Source organism: Kibdelosporangium banguiense (genome assembly GCF_017876405.1).
In the GTDB taxonomy this organism is placed as follows: domain Bacteria; phylum Actinomycetota; class Actinomycetes; order Mycobacteriales; family Pseudonocardiaceae; genus Kibdelosporangium; species Kibdelosporangium banguiense.
In genome coordinates, this window is the sequence record NZ_JAGINW010000001.1 from 6,285,919 (window position 1) to 6,307,459 (window position 21,541).

Here is a 21,541-nt window from a genome sequence, read left to right on the forward strand (position 1 = left end):
CGTCAGCCTGAGCGGCGGTGGCGGCGGACGCTTTCCTCGACCAGGTCCAGTACCGGTTCGAGGTCGTCGGCCGGCAGGCCCATCGCCAGGTGGGAGACCAGACCTTCGAGGACCAGTTCCAGGAACGCGGTCAGCACCTTGACGTCGATGTCGTCGCGGAGGTTGCCGGCCTCGCGCTGCCGTTGCAGACGCTGCCTGGTCGCCTCGGTGAGTGCCTCTGACCGTTCTGCCCAGCGGGCGCGGAACTCGGTGTCGGTGCGCAGGCGGCGCGAGACTTCCAGGCGTGTGCCCAGCCAGTCGGCGGGGGAGGCCTCGCCGGTCGGTGCCGACAGCAGGTCGCGCATCACCTGAACGAGACCTTGCTCGGCGACTACGTCGGCCATCCGGCGGGCCTCGTCCTCGGCCAGGGCGAGGAACAGCGACTCCTTGTCACGGAAGTGGTGGAAGATCGCGCCACGGGATAGCCCGGTCGCTTCTTCGAGCCTGCGTACGGTCGCGCCTTCGTAGCCGTAGCGCGCGAAACACGTACGGGCGCCGTCCAGAATCTGGCGGCGGCGGGCATCGAGGTGGTCCTGGCTGACCCTGGGCATTGAACAATCTTTCCAGGCCCGGGCCAGTATTGCAATCCGTACGTACGGATTGGGAGCTGAAGGTCTGCACACAGAGTAACAGGACTTGACACGATGTCGGCACAAGGTGTGTGATCCTCGACATAGATAGGAAACTTTCCTATCTAATTCTGGAGCGCCGCCCGTTCGCCAGAAAGCTGTCCCAGAACTCCGCCGCAGTACCTCCGCCCCGACAATCCCTGTAGGAGGCCTCAGTGGCATCAAGTTCCCGTTGGCGCGGGTTGCTGTCCTGCGTCACGGCCGGTGTCACGGTGCTCGCGTTGGCACCGTCCGCCAGTTCAGCGCCAGACGCGGCGACAAGATATGAAGCCGAGTCCGCCACGGTCTCCCAGGGAGTCGTGGAGTCCAACCACGCCGGCTTCTCCGGGACCGGTTTCGTCAACTACGACAACGTAACCGGCAGCAGCGTCGAGTTCACCGTCGACGCCGGCCAGGCCGGTCCGGCAGCCCTGAAGTTCCGGTTCGCCAACGGCACCACGGTCAACCGGCCGATGGACATCTCGGTCAACGGCACAGTCGTGTCCGCGGCCCTGGCGTTCAACGGGACCAGCGCCTGGACCACGTGGCAGGACGTGACGATCACCGCGTCGCTGAACGCAGGCGCGAACAACATCAAGGCAACCGCCTCCAGTGCCAACGGCGGCCCCAACCTGGACTACATCGAGGCCGACGTCGCCGCGCCGCCGACCGGCAACGACTTCGAGGCCGAGGACGCGCTGATCTCCCAGGGCGTGGTGGAGTCCAACCACACCGGCTTCTCCGGCCGCGGCTTCGTCAACCTCGACAATGTGGTCGGCAGCTATGTCGAGTGGACAGTCACCGGTCCCGGCTCGGTCGACCTGTTGTTGCGTTACGCCAACGGCACGACCGTGAACCGGCCGATGGACATCTCGGTCAACGGCACAGTCGTGTCCGCGGCCGTGCCGTTCAACGGGACCGGTGCGTGGACGACATGGCAGACGGCGACCGTACCGGCAACACTTGCCGCGGGCGTGAACAAGATCCGCGCGACCGCCACGACTGCCAACGGCGGCCCGAACACGGACAAGCTGACCATCGAGAGCAGCGACGGCGAGGCCCCGACGCCACCGCCGAACCTGCGCTCCACCGGCAAGACCGCCACGAGCACGTCGCTGGCCTGGGATGCGGCCACCGACAACGTGGGCGTCGCCGGTTACGACGTGTACCAGCACGGCCAGTTGATGAAGACCGTCGGCGCGAACGTCCTGGCGACAACGGTCGACGGCCTCGAGTCCGACACCGAGTACGACTGGACGGTGTTCGCCAAGGACGCGGCGGGCAACGTCTCCCAGGCGAGCAACAACGTCATCGTGCGGACCGACCCGGCTCCACCCGACACCGAGTCGCCGACCGTGCCCGGCAACCTGAACTCGCCGCGGAAGTCCGCGACCACAGTGGATCTGGCGTGGACCGCGTCGACCGACAACGTCAAGGTCACCAGCTACGACATCTTCACCGACGGCGCCCAGTCAGGTAGCGCCGACGGTGCCGCCACGAACACGACGGTGGCCGGCCTGACCACGGGCAAGGAGTACAAGTTCAAGATCCGTGCCCGGGACAAGGCGGGCAACCTCTCCGGCTTCAGCAACGAGATCGCGGTCACGCCGACCGCGGGCGGCCCGGCCGGCGTGCCGAACCCGGGCACGGTCAGCACGATCGCCAGTGGCGTGGATGTCGCGTGGGGCGTGGTGTTCCTGCCGGACGGCTCGGCGTTGTTCAGCGAGCGCAACACGTTCAACATCTACCGGCTGACCGAGGCGGGCCAGAAGACCCTGGCCGGCAAGATCAGCCAGGCGGTCGGCACGAACGGCGAGGGCGGCCTGCTCGGCCTCGAGGTCTCCCCGAACTTCGCCACAGACCACTGGTTGTACGTCTACCACACCGCCTCGGAGGGCAACCGGATCATCCGGATCAAGTACGAGAACGGCGCCCTGGTGCAGAACACGTACCAGATCCTGTTGCAGGGCATAGCCAAGAGCCGGTACCACAACGGCGGACGGCTCCGGTTCGGGCCGGACGGCAAGCTGTACGCCTCGGTCGGCGACGCGCAGACCGACAGCCGGGCGCAGGACAACAACTCGCTCAACGGCAAGATCCTGCGGATCAACCCGGACGGCACGGTCCCGTCGGACAACCCGTTCGGCAACGCGGTCTGGAGCAAGGGCCACCGCAACCCGCAGGGCCTGGACTTCGACTCGCAGAACCGGTTGTGGGCGGCCGAGTTCGGCAACTCCAGCCAGGACGAGGTCAACCTGATCACGCGCGGCGGCAACTACGGCTGGCCGGCCTGTGAAGGCACCGAAGGCAACTGCTCGGGCTACATCGCGCCGAAGAAGACCTGGTCGACCAGTTCGGCCTCGCCCAGCGGGCTGACCATCATCAACGACTACGTCTTCGTGGCGACCACAGTCGGCCAGCGGGTCTACCGGATGCGCATCGACAGCAGCAGCAACCTGGTCGAGCAGGCAACATACTTCCAGGGCACGTACAACCGGCTGCGGACCGTCGAGGTGGACCACGAGGGCGACATCTGGCTGACCACCACGACCGACAAGGACGGCACGGCCAACAACGACCGCATCCTACACGTCGACATCCAGTATTCGGGTGGCGGGAACCCGGGTGACTTCAAGCTTTCGAGCTCGGCGTTCGCCGAGAACGCGATGATCCCGGCGAAGTACACCTGCGCGGGCGACGGCACGGCAGGCCAGGACCCGTCACCGCCATTGGCCTGGGGCGCGGGCAATGCCAACGCCAAGAGCTATGCGATCGTGTTCGCCGACCGGGCCAACAGCGGCAACAAACGACATTGGATCATCTGGGACATCCCGGCGAGCACATTGTCGTTGCCGGAGAACCTGGGCGCCGGGTTCAACGTGCCCGGCCAGGGCGGCGCGAAACAGAAGGCGATGGGCAGCGGGGCCAACGCGCAGAAGTACTTCGGCCCGTGCCCAGGCGGTAGTACGAACCCGTACACCTTCACGCTCTACGCGGTGAACACCGCGACGCTGCCCGGCGTCACGTCCTCCAGCGCCCTGGACGTGATCCAGAACGCGATCGTCGCCAACAGCGGGGCCAACACTGTCCTCAACGGACGGTCGAACGCCTCGACCTAGACCGCTCGGGTGGCCGGACAACTGGCGGCGATCCGGTCACCCGAGCACCCAGGACCCCGCGCAGGACGACGGATCGGGTGAGCGTCGTCCTACGCGGGCCTTTGCTCGTCCAGCAGTCCGTCCACAATCAGCCTGGTCGCGCGTTGGACATCCAACGCGGGCAGCGGCCGGGTGAGCACCTCGGTGATCAGGCCGTCCATGCAGGCCAGCAGAATCCGGGCATGCCCCTCGGCGTCGGGCGAGCCGAGCCGATCCAGCCAGCGTCCCCCGAGCTGCCAGTACCGCACCGACCATCCCAGGACCTGGTCGCGGATCTCCGGGCGCCACGCGGCCTCCAGGAAGATCGCACGCCGGGCCAGCGTCAGTTCCCTGGCCTGATCGGTCATGTAGAGCACCATGTCGGTGAGCCTGCGGGCGAAAGCGTCGCGGTCCACCACACCCTCGACCTTCCCCAGCAGGTCACTCAGCAGCGACTGCTCAGTCTTCACCAGGTGTCCCAGCACACCCTGGATCAGCGCGTCACGGGTGCGGAAATGGTTGGACGTGCTCCCCTTGGGCAGTTCGGCCGCCGCGTCCACGGACAAATGCGTCAGCGCCCGCGGCCCGCCGCGAGCGAGCACGGACACAGCACCGATCAGGATCTCGTTCCGGCGTGTAGGCACCAACGGATAGTACTGCGAATGTAGTTACATGTCCTGGAGAAACCCTGTCACTGGATGGCAGGGTTTGCCGTCATCGTGTGTCGTATGGAGCTCAACGGCAAGGTGGCAGTGGTAGCGGGTGGCACGCGAGGTGCGAGCAGGGCGATCGCGGTGGAGTTGGGACGTGCGGGTGCGTTTGTCTATGTGACGGGCCGGACCTCGGGGACTCAGCGGTCTGAAGTGAACCGTCCGGAAACGATCGAGCAGACGGTCGAGCTGATCGACCAGGCTGGTGGCGAGGGCGTCGCCGTCCGGGTCGACCATCTGGAGCGGGAGCAGGTGCGGGCGCTGGCTGAGCGGATCGATCGTGAGCATGGGCGGCTCGACGTCCTGGTGGACGGCATTTGGGGTGGCGACGGCAATATCGGGTGGGGCAAGCCGGTGTGGGAGCACTCGCTCGACGAGAGTCTGCGGATGATCCGGTTGGGCATCGATGCGCACATCATCACCAGTCATTTCCTGTTCCCGCTTGTGATCCGTCATCCTGGCGGTCTGGTTGTGGAGATGACGGACGGCACTGCGGAGTACAACGCGAAATACCGCAAGGACACCTCGCTTGGTTTTCACATGGCGAAGGCCGCGTCGCATCCCCTGGTTGTTGCCGAGGCGTACCAGTTGCAGGGTTACGGCTGCACTGCGGTCGCGGTGACGCCCGGTTGGCTGCGGTCCGAGGCGATGCTGGATGCCTTCGGGGTTACGGAGGAGAACTGGCGGGACGCGCTGAAGGCGCAGCCGTACTTCGCCATCTCGGAGACGCCGACGTTCACGGGGCGTACGGTCGCGGCGCTGGCTGCGGACGCGCACAAGGAACGGTTCTCGGGACAGACGCTTAGCAGCGGTGAGCTCGCGCAGATCTACGAGATCGACGACGTCGACGGCAGTCGGCCGGACGCGTGGCGCTATGTCGTCGAGGTGCAGGACGCGGGCAAGGATCCGGACACCACCGGCTACCGGTGACGGTCGTACATCTGCCGTGCGGCTTCCGCGAAAGCGGCCCGCACGGCGGTGGGTTCGAGGATCTCGACCTCGATGCCCAAGGCCAGCAGCTGGCCCGCGGCTATGCCGGGCCGTTCCAGGCCCAGTTCGACCTCGGTCCAGCCGTCGGGTCCGGGTGGCCCGGCGTCCTTCAGGGCCTGCGTCGCCATGTCGGGGTCAAGCACTGAGGGCAGCGCGCGGACCCCGGTCGGGCTGAGGCGGACTCGGACCTGAACGCACTGCAGGGAGCGTTCGAACTGGGCGGATGACTGCTGCCACCAGCCGGCGAGGTCGAAATCGGTCGGCCGCTCGAACTGCTCGTCGAGTTGTTCGACAGCGGTGATGCGGCTTACGCGGTAGGTACGGATGTTGCCATCGGTTCGTGCGACGAGATACCAGACGCCTGCTTTGAGCACGAGGCCGAGCGGGTCGAGTACACGTTCGACGGTCCGGTCGTCACGGCCGTATGTGATGCGGGCCTGCTGTTGTTCCCATACCGCGCGTGCCATGTCAGCGAGGTGCTCGGTTTCGTCCTCTTTGCGGAACCAGGCGGGTGCGTCGAGGTGGAAACGCTGCGCGACGTGCTGTGCCTGCTCACGCAACGGTGCGGGGAGCGTCGCGGAGACCTTGGCATGTGCTGCTGAGACCGCTGTGCCGAGCCCGAGCTCGGTCAGTGCCCGGGGCACGCCCATGGCGAAGATCGCGACGGCCTCCCGGGATGTGAGCCCGTCGAGCCTGGTGCGCCAGCCGTCCACCAGGCGGACGCCACCGTTGCGGCCCGGTTCGGTCCATACGGGAACGCCCGTGGCCTGCAGCGCGGCGATGTCGCGGTGCATGGTCCGCTCGGACACCTTGAGGGCTGTCGCCAGCTCGGCGATCGTCGCGCTGCGCCGGGACTGCAGGGTGAACAACAACGCCACCAGCCGTTCCGATCGCATGCCTCATCATGCCCGATACTACGGCTGAAACTATTTCTGTAGTAGCCTCGCGATATGGACACGACGGTGGTGGTCGGCGGCGGGATCGGTGGGCTGGCGTGTGCGGTGGCCCTGAGCAGGGCCGGGCAGCCGGTAAGCGTGCTCGAACGGCAGGACGCGGTCGCCGACGCCGGGACTGCGCTGGGGATGTGGCCGAACGCGATGCGGGCACTCGATGCCCTCGGCCTTGGCGACGAAGTCCGTCAAATCGGTGTGCCGCAGACGGAAGCCGTATTCCGCCGACCGGACGGCCGTCTCCTGACACGGATCGACACCACGCGCCGGTTGTCCGAGCCGGTCCGGTTGATTTCCCGTGGTGCGCTTACCAAACTCCTGCTTGGCGCGCTGCCCGGCGGTGTCGTGCGGACCGGGGTCGTGGTGTCTGATGTGGATAGTCTGGTCCGCCGCAACCGGGCTGTGGTGGGTGCCGACGGCATCAACAGCGTTGTCCGCAAGCAGGTTTTCGGTGTGCCGGACGGACTGCGGTACGCCGGGTACTCGGCCTGGCGCGGGCTGGTGGCCGGCGAGTTCGGGCCGAGCGGGGAAACCCTGGGCAGGGGCCGGAAATTCGGCGTCACCGGCGTGGAAGGCGGCCGGACGAACTGGTTCGCGCCGGTCTTCTCGCCCGCCGGGCGGCGGTATCCCGAGGGGAATATGCCCGAGTTGCGGCGGCTGTTCGGGGACTGGTGCGACCCGATCCCGGAAATCCTTACGTGCACGGACGAATCGGACATCATCCGGCATGACCTCTATTACGTCGGTCCACCCCTGAAGTCGTATGTCCGCGGCCGGGTCACCCTGGTCGGTGACGCGGCTCACGCCATGACTCCTGACCTGGGGCAGGGCGCCTGTCAGGCGCTGTTGGACGGTGCTGTGCTGGGGCGCTGTCTGGCGACAATGACCGACGCCGAGGCGGCTCTGAAACGCTTCGATTCCTTGCGCCGCAAGCCTTCTCAGGCAATTGCGGCCACCGCACGCCTGACTGGGGCGCTGACGATGCGGCCGGGCTTTGCGATTGCCCGTGACACGCTGCTCCGACTCGCCGAAAACTTCGCTACGTTGAGTAATCGAGGCTGGTCCAGCACCCGGTCGTAAGGTCGCCGCCATGCTTTTGTCGGACCCCGGGGGTAGCGTCGATCGAGGTTCGACCAAGGAGACCCTCCGCAAAGGAAACACCCGTGACCATCATGCGAGACGCGCCCATCGACGGGCCCGAGTTCCGCCCGCTGCGAGAGCGGGTCGAAGCCGAGGCCTACGTCGCCTCTGTCTGTTTCAAACACGGCCCACCGCGCCTGACCGGCGTCGAGCTGGAATGGACAGTCCATCATGTCAACGACCCGTCGCGACAACTGACCGCGGACCTGCTGGTCAAAGCACTCGACCAGCACACTCCCCGCACCCTGCGGGACGACAGCCCGCACCTCCCATTGCCAGGTGGCTCACCGCTCAGCGCCGAGCCCGGTGGTCAGGTCGAGATCTCGGCCCAGCCGAAGGAATCCCTGACCGCCCTGCACGCCACCGTCACCGCCGACACCGGACATCTCGCCGACCTGCTCGCGGCCCAAGGGCTGGAGCTGGGCTCGTCGGCGATCGATCCATATCGGACACCCAGACGTATGTTGGACACTCCTCGCTATGCCGCGATGGAGCAGGCCTTCCAGCCTTTAGGCACCGACGGCATCACAATGATGTGCAGCACAGCGGGTTTCCAGCTGTGCGTCGACGTCGGTGAACGCCAGGACCTCGCGGCCCGGTGGGCCGCCGTACACCTGCTTGGCCCGCCGCTCGCCGCGCTGTTCGCCAACTCGCCCTGGATGCTCGGCCGGACCACCGGCTGGGCGTCCAACCGCCTGAGAGCGGTGCTGGGAACGGACCCGACGCGGACCTACCCCAGCCGGATCGACGACGACCCGGCAGCGGGCTGGGCACGACGGGTACTGGACACGCCGTTGCTGTGTGTCAGACGCGAAGGCCGATGTTGGGAGGCGCCGCGCGGCGTCACCTTCGCCGACTGGATCAACGGCGCGCTCGACCGCGCGCCCACTGTGGGAGATCTCGAGTACCACCTCTCGACGCTGTTCCCGCCGGTGCGGGCGCAGGGCTACCTCGAGATCCGCTATATCGACGCGCAGCAGGGGGACAACTGGCTTTCGCCTGCGGCGTTGCTTGTCGCATTGCTCGCCACGCCCGCTCAGGTGGACGCGGTGATCGACGTCTGCACCCCGGTCGCGGACCGCTGGCTGAAAGCGGCGCGTGACGGGCTGGGAGACCCGGCGATCGCCAAGGCCGCCACACGGGTCGCCGAGATCGGCCTGGCCGGTCTGGGCGCCACGGGCCTGTCCGCCGGACTGGCGGACCAGGTGACCGGCGACATCGAACGCAGGCTGCGCGAGAAGAGGGACCAGGTATGACCACTTCATTCGGGGAACTCGACACGGAATCGCTACGCGACCGCGTAGCCGGGCAGTTGGCCCGCTCACGCGCCCGCAGTACCGCACTGACCGACGCGGTCGACGAGAACGACCTGGTCAAGCAGCACTCCAAGCTGATGTCGCCACTGGTGTGGGACTTCGCGCACATCGGCAACCAGGAGGAGCTGTGGCTGGTGCGGGACGTCGGCGGCAGGGAGCCGGTCCGCGACGACATCGACAACATGTACGACGCCTTCCAGCACCCTCGATCCGACCGGCCGGCGCTGCCGTTGCTCTCGCCGGCCGAGACCCGTTCGTACGTGCAGCAAGTGCGTACCAAGGTGATGGACGTGCTGGCCAGCACGCCTTTAGAGGGCCGCAAGCTGGTGGAGAACGCGTTCGCGTTCGGCATGATCGTGCAGCACGAGCAGCAGCACAACGAAACCATGCTGGCCACGCACCAGTTGCGGGACGGCGAACCGGTTCTGCACGCGCCGATGCCGCCCGCACCGCCGGGACCCGTGCTCGACAAGGAGATCCTGGTACCAGCCGGGCCGTTCACCATGGGGACCTCGGTCGAGCCGTGGGCCCTGGACAACGAGCGGCCTGCGCACCGGATCGAGGTCGGTGCGTTCGTGATCGACAAGTACCCGGTGACCAACGCCGGATACCTGGAGTTCATCGCGTCCGGCGGATACGACCGGCCACAGTGGTGGAGCGAGGAAGGCTGGGCCTACAACCGGAAGACCGGCCTGCGGGCGCCGCGGTTCTGGGTGCGGGACGGCGATCGCTGGCTGCGTGACTGTTTCGGCGTGGTCGAGCCGCTCGTGCTCGACGAACCCGTTGTGCACGTGTGCTTCTACGAAGCTGAGGCGTACGCGGCGTGGGCAGGCAAGCGGCTGCCCACCGAGATCGAGTGGGAGAAGGCGGCGCGGCACGACCCGGCGACCGGCCGATCCCGCCGATACCCGTGGGGCGACGAGGATCCCGGCCCCGAGCACGCCAATCTGGGGCAGGCGCATCTGCGTCCGGCCAGGATCGGGGCGTACCCGCGCGGGGAGTCGCCGCTGGGCGTCGCTCAGCTGATCGGGGACGTGTGGGAGTGGACGAGCAGTGATTTCCACGCCTACCCGGGATTTGTGGCGTTCCCGTACCAGGAGTACTCCGAGGTGTTCTTCGGAGCCGACTACAAGATGCTGCGGGGTGGTTCGTTCGGCGCGGACGCGGCGGCCTGCCGTGGCACGTTCCGCAACTGGGACTACCCGATCCGCAGGCAGATCTTCAGCGGATTCCGGTTAGCGCGCGATCCTGGGCCGGAAGAGACGCGCTAGCCCGGTGTGCCGCCATCTGGGTTACCTGGGCCCTGCCGTGCCCGTGGCCGGTCTGGTGCTCGATCCGCCGCATTCGTTGCTGCGGCAGAGCTGGGCACCGGCGGACATGCGCGCGGGCGGGACCATCAACGCCGATGGGTTCGGCGTCGGCTGGTTCGCCGGCGCCGGACCGGTCGTGTACCGCCGCGCCAGTCCGATGTGGACTGACGCGGCGCTGCAGGGCCTGCTCCGGCCGGTACTGGCGACCGGGGTGCTGGCGGCCGTGCGATCGGCGACCGTCGGCATGCCGGTGGTCGAGACCGCCGCGGCGCCGTTCACCGACGGCCAATGGTTGTTCAGCCACAACGGAGTTGTGCGTGGCTGGCCGTCGTCGGTCGCCGCGTTGGCCTCGCGCCTTCCCGTGACAGACCTGATGACGCTCGACGCGCCGACCGACGCGGCACTGTTGTGGGCGCTTGTCCGTCACCGGCTGCGCGACGGACAGGCGCCGGCCGACGCGGTCGCCGAAACCGTGCTGGAGGTCGAGAACCTGGCCCCCGGCTCACGGCTGAACCTGATGCTCACCGACGGGCGGTCGCTGGTCGCGACCGCCTGGACCCACTCGCTTTCGACGCTGGTCACGCAGGAGGCCGTGATGATCGCGTCGGAGCCGTGGGACACCGATCCGCGATGGACGCCGGTCCCGGATCGTCACATCGTCGTGGCCAGCGCTTGCCCTGGCCCGCTTTCGCTCGCCGTGCGGGCGCTACTGGAGGAACCGCAATGACCGACCCGGTGATCGACGTTCACCTGGCTGACGACCATGCCGCCCGCGCGCTCGCCACGGACGCGCGCGCGGGGCTGTCGGCGAACCCGAAATCCCTGCCGCCCAAGTGGTTTTACGACGCTCGCGGCAGCGACCTGTTCGAGCAGATCACCCGTCTGCCGGAGTACTACCCGACCAGGGCCGAGCGCGAGATCCTGGGCGACCGCGCCGGCGAGATCGCCTCGACCAGCAAGGCGCACACGCTGGTCGAACTGGGCTCGGGTTCGTCGGAGAAGACCCGGCTGCTGCTCGACGCCCTGCGTGACGAGGGCACTCTGCACCAGTTCGTCCCGCTGGACGTGTCCAGCACCGCATTGCGTGACGCGGCGGCGGCTCTGGCCGTCGACTACCCGAATCTGGCGGTACACGGGGTGGTCGGCGACTTCACCGAACATCTGGCGTTACTGCCGGGGGAGGCGCCGCGGATCGTGGCCTTCCTCGGCGGCACGATCGGCAACCTGCTTCCCGCCGAGCGCGCCAAGTTCCTGTCGTCGCTGCGGGACGTGCTGGAGCCGGGGGAGTGGCTGCTGCTGGGCACCGACCTGGTGAAAGACCCTTCGGTCGTCCGCGTGGCCTACGACGACTCGGCCGGTGTGACAGCCGAGTTCAACCGCAACGTGCTGCACGTGCTGAATCGTGAACTGGGTGCGGACTTCGACGTGACTGCGTTCGATCATGTCGCGTTATGGGACGAGGGCCAGGAGTGGATCGAGATGCGCCTGCGGGCCCAGCGCGCGATGACCGTGCACGTCCCGGCGCTCGGTATGGAGGTGTCGTTCGAGCAAGGGGAGGAGTTGCGGACCGAGATCTCCGCGAAGTTCCGGCGTCCGGGGATCGCCGCGGAGCTGACCGAGGCGGGCTTCGAGGTGACCCGGTGGTGGACCGATTCAGGCGATCGGTTCGGGCTGTCACTCTCCCAGGCTGTTTAGCCGTTCGTTCATCTGAACCGGCGGTCACCACGTTCCTGCGTGGTGACCGCCTATTCGTGATGACCACTGTCATATCCGGTACAGGGTCGTTACCCTCCGTCAGACGAGCAGGGACTCGCCTCTCGCCTGTTTTGAGGAGGTGGCCATGCAGACCGTGAAACCTCGCCGCAGACAGGCCCGCGGTGAGCGGCGGATAGCCCAGTTACTGGACGCCGCCGCGGACGTCTTCGCCACCGACGGCTACACAGCCGCGACCACCAACGCGATAGCCGCGGCCGCAGGCGTCTCACCTGGCACTCTCTACCAGTTCTTCCCCAACAAGCAGTCCATGGCCGAAGCCCTGGCAGACCAGTACATCGCCGCACTGGCCGTCGCCCATGACCAGGCCGCCGATCGCCGGATCGCCGGTGTGCCGCTGGACGACGTGATCAATCAGATGGTCGACCCGGCCATTCGGATAGCCTCGGAAAACCATGGCTTCACCGCGGTCTTCCACTTCTCCGGACGCCTCCAGTCGGCAGTGACCGACCAGGTCGACGGCCTGATAGCCATCCGCGTCCCCGAACTCGACCCCAGCAGACGCCGCCTGATCGCCTTGGTCACCGTCAAGATCTTCGAGGCCCTGCTGCCCGCGGTCCTGAGCGCCTCCGGCCGCACCCGGACCGAGATCACCGGCGAACTCAAGCGCGTACTGCGCGCCTACCTCCTGGACATCTCGGACTGACCTGCGCGAATCCGAAGACTTGAACTACTGGCGGACATCAGAAGCGGGCTGGCTTTGTCGCGCTGGTCGTTTACGCGCCGCAACGCGCCCGGCGTCGCCCCAGCCCCGGCGGCGGTCGGCCCCGGGCGAAGAGGCCGGTTGCGTGGGGCGGGGTGGAAACGGCCGGCTTTGGCGACAAAGCCCGCCGAGCGAAGCGAGGCAATCAAGAATTGTCGGACCCCTCTGCGATGGTGTGCACACAGGCGCTCAGAGGAGGGGACAACAGATGACCGCGATGCTCAGCGAGTGGATCGACCTGCCGGTGTCGGGACCGTTCGATCTCGGTGCGTCAGCACGGTTCCTGGAAGGGTTCACACCGGCCGGGCGGCAGTCCTATGTGGACAAAGGGGGTGGCTCGCTGCGGCTCGCGTTCCCGGCGTCGCCGTCGTGGCGGCCGGTCGGGGCGGTGGTTCGCCAGTGTGAACCGGACGGGCCGGTGCAGGTGCGGTTGACCGCGTCGCCGGCGGATGTGCCGGCCGCGGTCGGGCATGTGCGGCGGATCCTGTCGCTGGATGTCGATGGTGCGGGTTTCCCGGAGCTGGCGCGACGAGATCGGGTGATCCGCGAGTTGCAGGCCGGCCTGCCGGGCCTGCGACCAGTACTGTTCCATTCGCCGTACGAGGCCGCCTGCTGGTCGATCCTCAGCCAGCGGGTCCGGATGACCCAGGCAGCTACGCTCAAGGACCAGATCGCGCGTAGGGTCGGAGTCAAGGTCGCCGTGCCGGCCGGGGCCGCCGAGCTGTCGGGGATACAGCTCGATGCGTTCCCGGCCCCACGGCGACTTCTCGAACTCGACCACGTGCCCCTGGTCGCCGACGTGAAGAACCGCCGGTTGCGCGGCGTGGCCGAGGCCGCCCTCGAAGGACAGCTGGACGCCGCCTACCTGCGCTCGATCCCCGCCGCCGACGCCCTGCGCGAGTTGGCCCAGCTACCCGGCATCGGCACGTTCTCCGCCGAGTTGATCCTGCTGCGCGGCGCCGGGCACCCAGATGTCTTCGCCACCGCCGAACCCCGCCTGCACAAGGCCGTCACCACCGCCTACGGCCTCACCTCGCCATCGGTGACCGACCTCGAACGAGTCGCCGAAGACTGGAAGCCGTACCGAACGTGGGTCTCCGTGTTATTCCGGGCCCGCGGCGAGATGGCGGCATTACCCGCCTGAAGGCAGGCGAACCTGGTCAGGAATCGAGAAGCACCGGGCAGACGGCCGCACCTAGCGTTACCGCAACGCCTGAAACCGGCTGAAAGTCCGAAAACCCGGCACATGCCCGGACTGCTTCGAGGAGATTCCCATGCACCGCGACAAGTGGATTCGGCAGACCCATCGCTGGCTGTCCGTCACGTTCACGGTGACGGTCCTGGTCACTTCGGTCGCGCTGGCGTTGCAGGTGGCGGTCGACTGGATCGTCTACCTGCCGTTGCCGCCGCTCTTCCTGCTGCTGGCCAGCGGGCTGTACCTGTTCGTGCTGCCCTATGTCCTCAAACGGCGCAGTGTGGGAGCCGGATGAGTTCAGCGGAAAGAAAAGCGGCCCCGCGGGTGTCCCGCGAGGCCGCTTGTCCGGAGAGCTACTCAGGAACGGACCATCTTGCGCAGCACGTACTGCATGATGCCGCCGTTGCGGTAGTAGTCGGCCTCACCGGGGGTGTCGATGCGGACCACGGCGTCGAACTCGACCTTGCCGCCGTCGGCCTTGGTCGCGGTGACCTTGACCGTGCGCGGGGTCTCGCCGTCGTTGAGGACCGTGACACCGGCGAAGTCGAACGTTTCGGTGCCGTCCAGGCCCAGCGACGAGACGTTCTCGCCCTCGGGGAACTGCAGCGGCAGCACACCCATGCCGATCAGGTTCGAGCGGTGGATGCGCTCGAATGACTCGGCGATGACCGCACGCACACCGAGCAGCGAAGTGCCCTTCGCGGCCCAGTCACGCGACGAACCCGACCCGTATTCCTTGCCTGCCAACACAACCAGCGGAATGCCGGCCGAAGCGTAGGCGACGGAGGCGTCGTAGATGGTGGTCTGCGGCGCGCCGTCGGTCAGGAAGTCGCGGGTGAAGCCGCCCTGAACGTCATCCAACAGGAGGTTGCGCAGCCGGATGTTGGCGAAGGTGCCGCGGATCATCACCTCGTGGTTGCCGCGACGGGAACCGTAGGAGTTGAAGTCCTTGCGCTCCACGCCGTGCTCGGTCAGGTACTTCCCGGCGGGGGAGTCCTGCTTGATCGCACCGGCCGGGGAGATGTGGTCGGTGGTGACCGAGTCGCCCAGCAGCGCGAGCACCCGGGCGCCGGAGATGTCCGTGACCGGCGAGGGCTCGTTCTGCATGCCCTCGAAGTACGGGGGCTTGCGCACGTAGGTGGAGTCCGCGTCCCACTCGAAGGTGTTGCCGGTCGGCGTGGGCAGCGAGCGCCACCGGTCGTCACCGGCGAACACGTCCGCATAGTCGTTGGTGAACATCTCCGAGGTGATCGCGGTGGTGACCACGTCCTGGATCTCCTGCGGGGAGGGCCAGATGTCGGAGAGGTACACCGGCAGGCCGTCCGAGCCGGTGCCGATCGGCTCCTTGACGATGTCGGTGTCCATCGACCCGGCCAGGGCGTACGCCACCACAAGCGGCGGGCTGGCCAGGTAGTTCATCTTGATGTCCGGGTTGATCCGGCCCTCGAAGTTGCGGTTGCCCGACAGCACCGACACCACCGCGAGGTCGGACTCCTGCACCCCCGCGGAGATCTCGTCCTGCAGCGGGCCGGAGTTGCCGATGCAGGTGGTGCAGCCGTAGCCGACCAGGTGGAAGCCGAGCTTCTCCAGGTACGGCAGCAGGCCTGCGCGCTCGTAGTAGTCCATGACCACCTTGGAGCCGGGTGCCAGCGTGGTCTTGACCCACGGCTTGCGCTCCAGGCCACGCTCGACGGCCTTCTTGGCCAGCAGCGCGGCGCCGATCATGACCGACGGGTTGGAGGTGTTGGTGCACGACGTGATCGCGGCGATCGCGACCGCGCCGTGGTCCAGTTCGAACGTGTTGCCGTCGACTGTGACCGTGGTCGGGCTGCTGGGGCGGCCTTCGCTGCCCTCGGCGGCCGAGTACGCCACGCGCGGCTTGCCGTCACCGTTCTCACCCTCGTGCGGCGAGGTGGGGTCGCTGGCCGGGAAGGTCTCGTCGATCGCCTCGTCCACAGCGGAGGTGGACTGCTCCTCGGTGTGCGCGACGTAGTTGCGCAGCGCCTGGCGGAAGGCGGGCTTGGCCGACGCCAGCTCGATGCGGTCCTGCGGGCGCTTCGGGCCGGCGATGGACGGGACCACAGTGGACAGGTCCAGCTCGAGCGTCTCGGAGTACGCGGCCTCCGAAGCCGGGTCGTGCCACATGCCCTGCTCTTTGGCGTACGCCTCGACCAGCGCGAGCTGCTGCTCGTCGCGGCCGGTGAGCCGCAGGTAGTCGATGGTCTCGCTGTCGATCGGGAAGATCGCGCAGGTCGAGCCGAACTCCGGGCTCATGTTGCCGATCGTGGCGCGGTTGGCCAGTGGGACAGCCGACACGCCGGTGCCGTAGAACTCCACGAACTTGCCGACCACACCGTGCCTGCGCAGCATCTCGGTGATCGTCAGCACCAGGTCGGTCGCGGTCGCGCCCGGGGGCAGCTCACCGTGCAGCTTGAAGCCGACGACCCGCGGGATCAGCATGGAGACCGGCTGGCCCAGCATGGCGGCCTCGGCCTCGATGCCACCGACGCCCCAGCCCAGCACGCCGATGCCATTGACCATGGTGGTGTGGCTGTCGGTACCAACGAGGGTGTCCGGGTAAGCCTGGCCGTTGCGGGTCATGACCACGCGCGCCAGGTGCTCGATGTTGACCTGGTGCACGATGCCGGTGCCCGGCGGGACGACCTTGAACTCCGAGAACGCGGTCTGGCCCCAGCGCAGGAACTGGTAACGCTCCTTGTTGCGCTCGTACTCCAGGTCGACGTTGCGCTCGAACGCGTCCGGGCGGCCGAAGATGTCGGCGATCACCGAGTGGTCGATCACCAGCTCGGCCGGGGCCAGCGGGTTGACCTTGTCCGGGTCGCCGCCCAGCTGGGTGACGGCCTCACGCATGGTGGCCAGGTCCACGATGCAGGGCACGCCGGTGAAGTCCTGCATCACCACACGGGCCGGGGTGAACTGGATCTCGGTGGCGGGCTCCGCACTGGGGTCCCAGCCGGCCAGCGCGCGGACGTGGCCGGCGGTTATGTTCGCACCGTCCTCGGTACGAAGCAGGTTCTCCAGCAGAATCTTCAAGCTGTACGGCAGGCGCTCGGCGCCCTCGACCGCGTTCAGCCGGAACACCTCGTATGAGGAGTCGCCGACAGTCAGCGTGCCGCGGGCACCAAAGCTGTCCTTGCTCGTAGGTGCAGTCACGTCCAACTCCATCTCGCGCGCCGGTGTGCGGGTGGCAGCAAAGTCAGTTCTGGGATAGGCCGAGTCTCGCGCATCCCTGCCGGGCTCGCAGACCCCGACCCCCATCTCGTCTTTAACAGTACGCTTGTCCTGTATTCGGCGACAACGAGGGATGGGACACACGTGATCCATCACGTTCAGGTGGCTTGTCCGGCGGGCAGCGAAGATCGACTACGGGCGTTCTATCACGGCGTGCTCGGCTGGGCCGAACTGGCAAAGCCTCCGCTGCTGGCCGCTCGCGGCGGCTGCTGGTTCCAGGTTCCCGGCGGGGGAGAGCTGCATGCGGGTGTCGAGGCCGATTTCCGGCCTGCCCGCAAGGCCCACCCGGCGTTCATGGTGAATCTGGACGTGCTTGTGCCCGCGCTGGACGCCGCGGGTTGCGAGATCGTATGGGCCGACCCGGCCGAGATCCCTGGCAGGCGCCGGCTTCATACCTACGACCCGGTCGGCAACCGCATCGAGTTCATTCACGACTGACCGGGACGTCGGTTCTCCGGCTTCTTGGTGGCCTGGGACATCGCGCCCGCGATGATCAGCATGCCGATGACCGGGAAGAACACCCACCACATCCCGAGGAAGATGGTCAGCAGGGTCGCGCCGGGGATGCCGACGATGAAGCTCAGCGCGCCGAGAGCCTCGAAGGCGGCGTTCGCCGGTGTTTTCCCGACATCCTTCGCGGACCTGCGGGCGGGCGCGGTGGCTTTGACCGCGGGCGGCGTGGCCGAGCTGAGGTCGGGATGCGGGGCAGGCAGATCCTCGAACAGCGCCTCGAGTTCGCCCCTGGTGCGAGCGGTGGCCGCGCGTCCGCAACGCTCCTCGTACTCGCTCAGTTCCAAGCGACCCGTGGACATGTGCTTGCCCAGTGTCGAGATGGCTTCGTCGCGCTTGGTGTCGCTGATCCGGATGCCCGCATCATCCATACCCGGATTGTATGGGCGGAAAGCCTTCTCGTTACGGCTTGTTTCGTGGCTGGAGACACCGCTGCCCCCGTACCGGGCGGCGCGGGGGCAGCGGAGATCGAATATCAGCGTCCGGACTTCAGCAACGCCTCGATGTCAGCCGGCTGCACACCGCGCAGCACGGTCAGGAACAGCTCGAAGAACGTACGGCCCGGGCTGACGTACCACTTGCCGTCGACCTCGGTGGCCACCACGCCGACACCGCTCTTGAACACGCCCTGGACGATGTTGGTCACGGCGGTCTTGGCCTGGGCCGGCATGCGACTGCCGCCGATCTCGGTGGCCAGGTCGGCCGCGCACAGTTTCTCGGTGCGGCCCTTGGAGCTCGCCTCGTAGCAGTCGCCCGCCTTGACGACGCGGACCGTCTCGCCCTCGGCGGTGACCTCAAGCTCCTTGAACGTGACCCGGGTACCGCCGGTCACGCTGCTGGTGTCGGCTTCCAGTTTGTTGATCTTCGCGCCGGTCGGCCTGGCCTTGCCGGCGATCGACTCGATCAGCACCGGGCCCGCGTCGTGCAACGCGCCCATCTCGTCGGGCGGCATGAGCTCGATCAGCCGCTTGAAGTCGGCGTTGACCGCGGCGTCGGCCGCCTGCTTGACCGCGTCCTGGGCACTGCCCGCGCCGTTGCCCGGGATCGAGGTCTTGGGCCACGACTTCCTGGCGTCCTGCAGCGCGTAGTCCGCGATCGTGTAGAAGAGGCTCGGGTACCACTCGTTGTCGACCTTGACCGTGGCGATCCGGATCGGCTTGCCGGTGCGTTGCACCTGTTTGGTGATGTCGAACGTCTCGGTCTCCGGCTTGGACGGCGCGCCGGCCAGGTCGAGGAACTTCTCGGTGAGCGGCAGGTTGCGCGCGTCCGAGGTCACCGTGACCTTGCCCTCGGTCAGCATGGTGATCGTCAGGTGGTCGTTGACCTCCTGCTTCCTGGCGTCGTCGAACTTCAGGCCCTCGGTCTTGACCTGCACGCCGGGGATCTTGTTCGGATCGGCGCCCTTCTTGAACACCTCCAGGCGCTCCATCTCGGCGAACGCCTGGGTGTTGAGGTCGCTGAGCAGCTTGCCCTCGGCCGGCGGCAGCGAGGTCAGCAGGCCGGCGACGTCACCGTTGCTGACCGTGGCGATCAGCTTCTGCGCGGCGTCCGACGGGGTGGGGGCGCCTTCGGCGACGTGGTCGGACTTGTTGAACGCCACGAAGTAGACGATGCCGCCGGCGACCAGGGCGAGCACGGCGACGAACACGCCGACGATCAGGCCGGTCCGCTTCTTCTTCGGCGGCGGGAAGCCGGCGCCCTGCTGCGGTGCGCCGTACATCGGCTGCTGGTAGGCGTCCTGCGGGTAGCCACCCTGCTGGGGATGGCCCTGTTGCGGGTAGCCCTGCTGGGGATATCCCGGCTGCTGCGGGTAACCTTGCGGCGGCGTCTGCGCGTAGCCGCCCGGCTGCTGCGGGTAACCGGGCTGAGCCTGAAACGGCCCGCTCGGCGTACCCGGCTGCTGCTGTAAGTACTGATTCGGGTCGTTGGGCTGCCATTGGCCGCCGGACGGCGGGTAGGTCACGGTTCCCCTCCTGTTTGCTGCTTCATGCGGGTGCGCTGGCTGACAAGAACGGTCACGGCCCCAAGCAAGGCCAGCAGCGCACCGATGAATGTGACCACCGGCCCGGCGCTGGCTATCCCCACGAGTCCGTTCGTGCCACCCCCTTGGACGGCCGCCACCCCCGCGATCGTTCCCATCAATATCGCCAGGACGGCCGCCAGTCCTGCGGCCGATCTGCGTAGTCCCAGAGCGTACAGTGCGATTGCTATCGCCACTGCGGGTATAACGGCCAGCCATCCCTGCAGGAAAAAGTCCAGCGCGGGGAACGCCCCCATGAAACCCAATTGCTTGAGCAGGCCGAGAGACTGATAGCTGTCGCGGTAGACCGATCCGGACCGCGTCCATGCCAGGAACGTGCCGAGTATCAGTGTCACCAAACCGGTGGCTGCCCCGACGGCCCCGATCCTCGGCATCAAAGTACGCACACGCTCATCGTCGCAGCACGCTGGATCGTGTCCCTCTTTCGGGTCGATTCGGCACGTCCGGGCTGTCCAAAGAGGATTTTGTGATGCACGGTGACTATGTTGTCACTGTTACGGCACGTTCTGCTGTGACGGAAGCGGTCTGCAAACAGGAGGCGCCGTGCGGGTCTGTCGAGCGGCCATCCCGGTCCTGGCGGCAGTGCTCGTCCTGGCCGCCACCCCCTGCGCCTTCGCGGTCCCGCCGCCTCCGCCGAAGCCCAGTGACCAGGAGATCCAGGACAGCAAGGCCAACCGGGACGCCAAGGCCGGCCGGGTCGGCGAGCTGACCAACCAGCTGGCGGCCGCCGAGACCAAGCTGATCGACCTGCAGGCCGCGGTCGAGCTGAAAATGGAGGACGCCAACAAAGCGCTGGTCGACCTGGACAATGCCCGCGACGAGGCGGCGAAAGCCCGGAGTCTTGCCACCGCGGCCAAGACCGAGGCCGACGCGGCGTCCGCGGCCATTGCCCAGGTCCACAAAGAAGTCGACGACTTCGCCGCGGCGAGTTTCCGCCAAGGCAGCACGGTCGGTTCCATTACGGCGTTCCTCGGCGCGAAGAGCCCACAGGATCTGCTGGACCGGGCGGCATTGCTGAATGCGGTGAGCGGCAGCCAGATCGACGCGCTCGAACGAATGCAACGAGCCCGTATCGAACAGGCCAACAAAGAGTCACTCGCGCGGGCCGCGGTGAATACCGCGAACGAAAAGCAGACCGCGGCCGAAAATGCCAAACGAGTCGCGGACAACGCCACTCGCGCGGCCGAACAGGCCCGCCGCAGCCAGGCGGGCGAAGCGGCACAGATCGAGGCGGCCAAGGCCCAGACCGAGCAGGAACTGACCAGGGCCCAGGCCGAGGTCGGCGGCCTGGAATCCCAACTGCAGCGGTATCGCGAATGGCAGGCGGCCAAGCAACGCGAAGACGAGGAACGCGCCAAGCAGGCCGCGGCGGCCGCGGCCGCGAACAAGCCCGGAGGCGGCGCACGCCCCAGCCGACCGGCTCCGGGCCGTCCAGCAGTCGTCGGTGGCGGCCCTGCCGTCGTGATCGCCCGCGCGCTCTCACAGCTGGGCATGCCGTATGCCTGGGGCGGCGGCAACGCCCACGGCCCCACCCGCGGCATCCGGGACGGTGGCATCGCGGACTCCTTCGGAGACTACGCCAAGGTCGGCTTCGACTGCTCCGGCCTGATGATCTACGCCTTCGCCGGCGTCGGAGTCGGCCTTCCGCACTACAGCGGCTACCAGGCCGACGCGGGCAGGCGGGTCCCGCTGTCCCAGATGGCACCGGGCGACATGCTCTTCTGGGCGACCGGCGGCCGGATCCACCACGTCGCCCTCTACATCGGCAACGGCCAGATGGTCGAGGCCCCGTACTCAGGCTCCCGGGTCCGGATCGCGCCCGTGCGCTACGGCGGGATCGTGCCTTATGCCGCCCGGGTGTTCTAAT

19 protein-coding genes are annotated in these 21,541 nt (G+C 67.5%); 12 read left to right on the plus strand and 7 right to left on the minus strand.

All coding sequences use genetic code 11. The features are described from left to right. Positions 1-2: 2 nt before the first annotated feature. Positions 3-590 carry a TetR/AcrR family transcriptional regulator gene (locus JOF56_RS29570; RefSeq protein WP_209642752.1) on the minus strand — a complete coding sequence of 196 codons (588 nt, stop codon included), beginning with the start codon at positions 588-590 and terminating at the stop codon, positions 3-5. A 233-nt stretch (positions 591-823) separates the two neighbouring features. Between JOF56_RS29570 and JOF56_RS29575 the strand changes: the two genes are divergently transcribed. After that, entirely contained in the window at positions 824-3,766 is a 2,943-nt protein-coding gene (locus tag JOF56_RS29575; RefSeq protein ID WP_307855313.1) for a PQQ-dependent sugar dehydrogenase, read from the plus strand. 89 nt (positions 3,767-3,855) lie between these two features. Here the strand turns inward: JOF56_RS29575 and JOF56_RS59625 are convergent, their stop codons facing one another. Beyond that, positions 3,856-4,428, minus strand: coding sequence for a TetR/AcrR family transcriptional regulator (locus JOF56_RS59625; protein WP_209642753.1), 573 nt, complete (start codon positions 4,426-4,428; stop codon positions 3,856-3,858). Positions 4,429-4,512: 84 nt separating this feature from the next. Between JOF56_RS59625 and JOF56_RS29585 the strand changes: the two genes are divergently transcribed. Continuing rightward, positions 4,513-5,424 (plus strand): SDR family oxidoreductase, encoded by a 912-nt coding sequence (locus tag JOF56_RS29585; protein WP_209642754.1) that lies wholly within the window; start codon positions 4,513-4,515, stop codon positions 5,422-5,424. Here JOF56_RS29585 and JOF56_RS29590 read toward each other — a convergent pair. Continuing rightward, positions 5,415-6,380, minus strand: a complete 966-nt coding sequence (locus JOF56_RS29590) for a helix-turn-helix transcriptional regulator (protein WP_209642755.1) — start codon at positions 6,378-6,380, stop codon at positions 5,415-5,417. The genes JOF56_RS29585 and JOF56_RS29590 overlap by 10 nt on opposite strands. A 54-nt stretch (positions 6,381-6,434) precedes the next feature. Here JOF56_RS29590 and JOF56_RS29595 point away from each other — a divergent pair, with 54 nt between their 5' ends. The 8 genes from JOF56_RS29595 (at position 6,435) to JOF56_RS29630 (ending at position 14,166) form a co-directional block, all read left to right on the plus strand. Next, positions 6,435-7,514 (plus strand): FAD-dependent monooxygenase, encoded by a 1,080-nt coding sequence (locus JOF56_RS29595; protein ID WP_209642756.1) that lies wholly within the window; start codon positions 6,435-6,437, stop codon positions 7,512-7,514. A 92-nt stretch (positions 7,515-7,606) separates the two neighbouring features. Further along, entirely contained in the window at positions 7,607-8,830 is a 1,224-nt protein-coding gene (egtA, locus tag JOF56_RS29600) for an ergothioneine biosynthesis glutamate--cysteine ligase EgtA (RefSeq protein ID WP_209648561.1), read from the plus strand. Further along, on the plus strand, positions 8,827-10,161 hold the full coding sequence (gene egtB / locus JOF56_RS29605; protein ID WP_209642757.1) for an ergothioneine biosynthesis protein EgtB: 1,335 nt from the start codon (positions 8,827-8,829) through the stop codon (positions 10,159-10,161). The genes egtA and egtB overlap by 4 nt, the downstream gene beginning before the upstream one ends. 4 nt (positions 10,162-10,165) lie before the next feature. Then, positions 10,166-10,927, plus strand: a complete 762-nt coding sequence (egtC, locus tag JOF56_RS29610; RefSeq protein ID WP_209642758.1) for an ergothioneine biosynthesis protein EgtC — start codon at positions 10,166-10,168, stop codon at positions 10,925-10,927. Then, on the plus strand, positions 10,924-11,895 hold the full coding sequence (egtD, locus tag JOF56_RS29615) for an L-histidine N(alpha)-methyltransferase (protein ID WP_209642759.1): 972 nt from the start codon (positions 10,924-10,926) through the stop codon (positions 11,893-11,895). The genes egtC and egtD overlap by 4 nt, the downstream gene beginning before the upstream one ends. Before the next feature lie 145 nt (positions 11,896-12,040). Next, the gene (locus JOF56_RS29620; RefSeq protein ID WP_209642760.1) at positions 12,041-12,619 is read left to right on the plus strand and encodes a TetR/AcrR family transcriptional regulator; all 579 of its coding nucleotides are present in this window, start codon (positions 12,041-12,043) and stop codon (positions 12,617-12,619) included. Positions 12,620-12,884: 265 nt separating this feature from the next. Continuing rightward, positions 12,885-13,820, plus strand: a complete 936-nt coding sequence (locus JOF56_RS29625; RefSeq protein WP_209642761.1) for a DNA-3-methyladenine glycosylase family protein — start codon at positions 12,885-12,887, stop codon at positions 13,818-13,820. Between the two features lie 130 nt (positions 13,821-13,950). Further along, a complete protein-coding gene (locus JOF56_RS29630; protein ID WP_209642762.1) occupies positions 13,951-14,166 on the plus strand; it encodes a hypothetical protein in 216 nt (71 codons plus the stop codon). A 62-nt stretch (positions 14,167-14,228) separates the two neighbouring features. Here JOF56_RS29630 and JOF56_RS29635 read toward each other — a convergent pair whose 3' ends face one another. Then, a complete protein-coding gene (locus JOF56_RS29635) occupies positions 14,229-17,045 on the minus strand; it encodes an aconitate hydratase (RefSeq protein WP_307855314.1) in 2,817 nt (938 codons plus the stop codon). 162 nt (positions 17,046-17,207) lie between these two features. On the opposite strand from JOF56_RS29635, the gene JOF56_RS29640 reads away from it, so the two are divergent. Then, on the plus strand, positions 17,208-17,561 hold the full coding sequence (locus tag JOF56_RS29640) for a VOC family protein (protein WP_209642764.1): 354 nt from the start codon (positions 17,208-17,210) through the stop codon (positions 17,559-17,561). On the opposite strand, the gene JOF56_RS29645 is transcribed toward JOF56_RS29640, so the two are convergent. From JOF56_RS29645 to JOF56_RS29655, 3 genes are all read right to left on the minus strand, one after another. Next, positions 17,552-18,004, minus strand: coding sequence for a DUF1707 SHOCT-like domain-containing protein (locus tag JOF56_RS29645; protein WP_209642765.1), 453 nt, complete (start codon positions 18,002-18,004; stop codon positions 17,552-17,554). The two genes, JOF56_RS29640 and JOF56_RS29645, sit on opposite strands and share 10 nt — an antisense overlap. Before the next feature lie 104 nt (positions 18,005-18,108). Beyond that, entirely contained in the window at positions 18,109-19,596 is a 1,488-nt protein-coding gene (locus JOF56_RS29650; RefSeq protein ID WP_209642766.1) for a flagellar basal body protein FliL, read from the minus strand. After that, complete coding sequence (locus JOF56_RS29655; RefSeq protein ID WP_209642767.1) at positions 19,593-20,060, minus strand: hypothetical protein; 468 nt, start codon at positions 20,058-20,060, stop codon at positions 19,593-19,595. Before JOF56_RS29655 ends, JOF56_RS29650 begins: the two co-directional genes overlap by 4 nt. Positions 20,061-20,217: 157 nt before the next feature. On the opposite strand from JOF56_RS29655, the gene JOF56_RS29660 reads away from it, so the two are divergent. After that, positions 20,218-21,540 (plus strand): NlpC/P60 family protein, encoded by a 1,323-nt coding sequence (locus JOF56_RS29660; RefSeq protein WP_209642768.1) that lies wholly within the window; start codon positions 20,218-20,220, stop codon positions 21,538-21,540. Position 21,541 lies beyond the last annotated feature (1 nt).

Excerpts from the sequence above, each read along its gene's own strand:
- JOF56_RS29595 (WP_209642756.1), top strand. The coding sequence starts at position 6,435 with ATGGACACGACGGTGGTGGTCGGCGGCGGGATCGGTGGGCTGGCGTGT.
- JOF56_RS29585 (WP_209642754.1), top strand. The coding sequence starts at position 4,513 with ATGGAGCTCAACGGCAAGGTGGCAGTGGTAGCGGGTGGCACGCGAGGT.
- egtA (WP_209648561.1), top strand. The coding sequence starts at position 7,607 with ATGCGAGACGCGCCCATCGACGGGCCCGAGTTCCGCCCGCTGCGAGAG.
- JOF56_RS29625 (WP_209642761.1), top strand. The coding sequence starts at position 12,885 with ATGACCGCGATGCTCAGCGAGTGGATCGACCTGCCGGTGTCGGGACCG.
- egtB (WP_209642757.1), top strand. The coding sequence starts at position 8,827 with ATGACCACTTCATTCGGGGAACTCGACACGGAATCGCTACGCGACCGC.
- JOF56_RS29590 (WP_209642755.1), bottom strand. The coding sequence starts at position 6,380 with ATGCGATCGGAACGGCTGGTGGCGTTGTTGTTCACCCTGCAGTCCCGG.
- JOF56_RS29570 (WP_209642752.1), bottom strand. The coding sequence starts at position 590 with ATGCCCAGGGTCAGCCAGGACCACCTCGATGCCCGCCGCCGCCAGATT.
- JOF56_RS29630 (WP_209642762.1), top strand. The coding sequence starts at position 13,951 with ATGCACCGCGACAAGTGGATTCGGCAGACCCATCGCTGGCTGTCCGTC.
- JOF56_RS29645 (WP_209642765.1), bottom strand. The coding sequence starts at position 18,004 with ATGGATGATGCGGGCATCCGGATCAGCGACACCAAGCGCGACGAAGCC.
- JOF56_RS29620 (WP_209642760.1), top strand. The coding sequence starts at position 12,041 with ATGCAGACCGTGAAACCTCGCCGCAGACAGGCCCGCGGTGAGCGGCGG.
- egtD (WP_209642759.1), top strand. The coding sequence starts at position 10,924 with ATGACCGACCCGGTGATCGACGTTCACCTGGCTGACGACCATGCCGCC.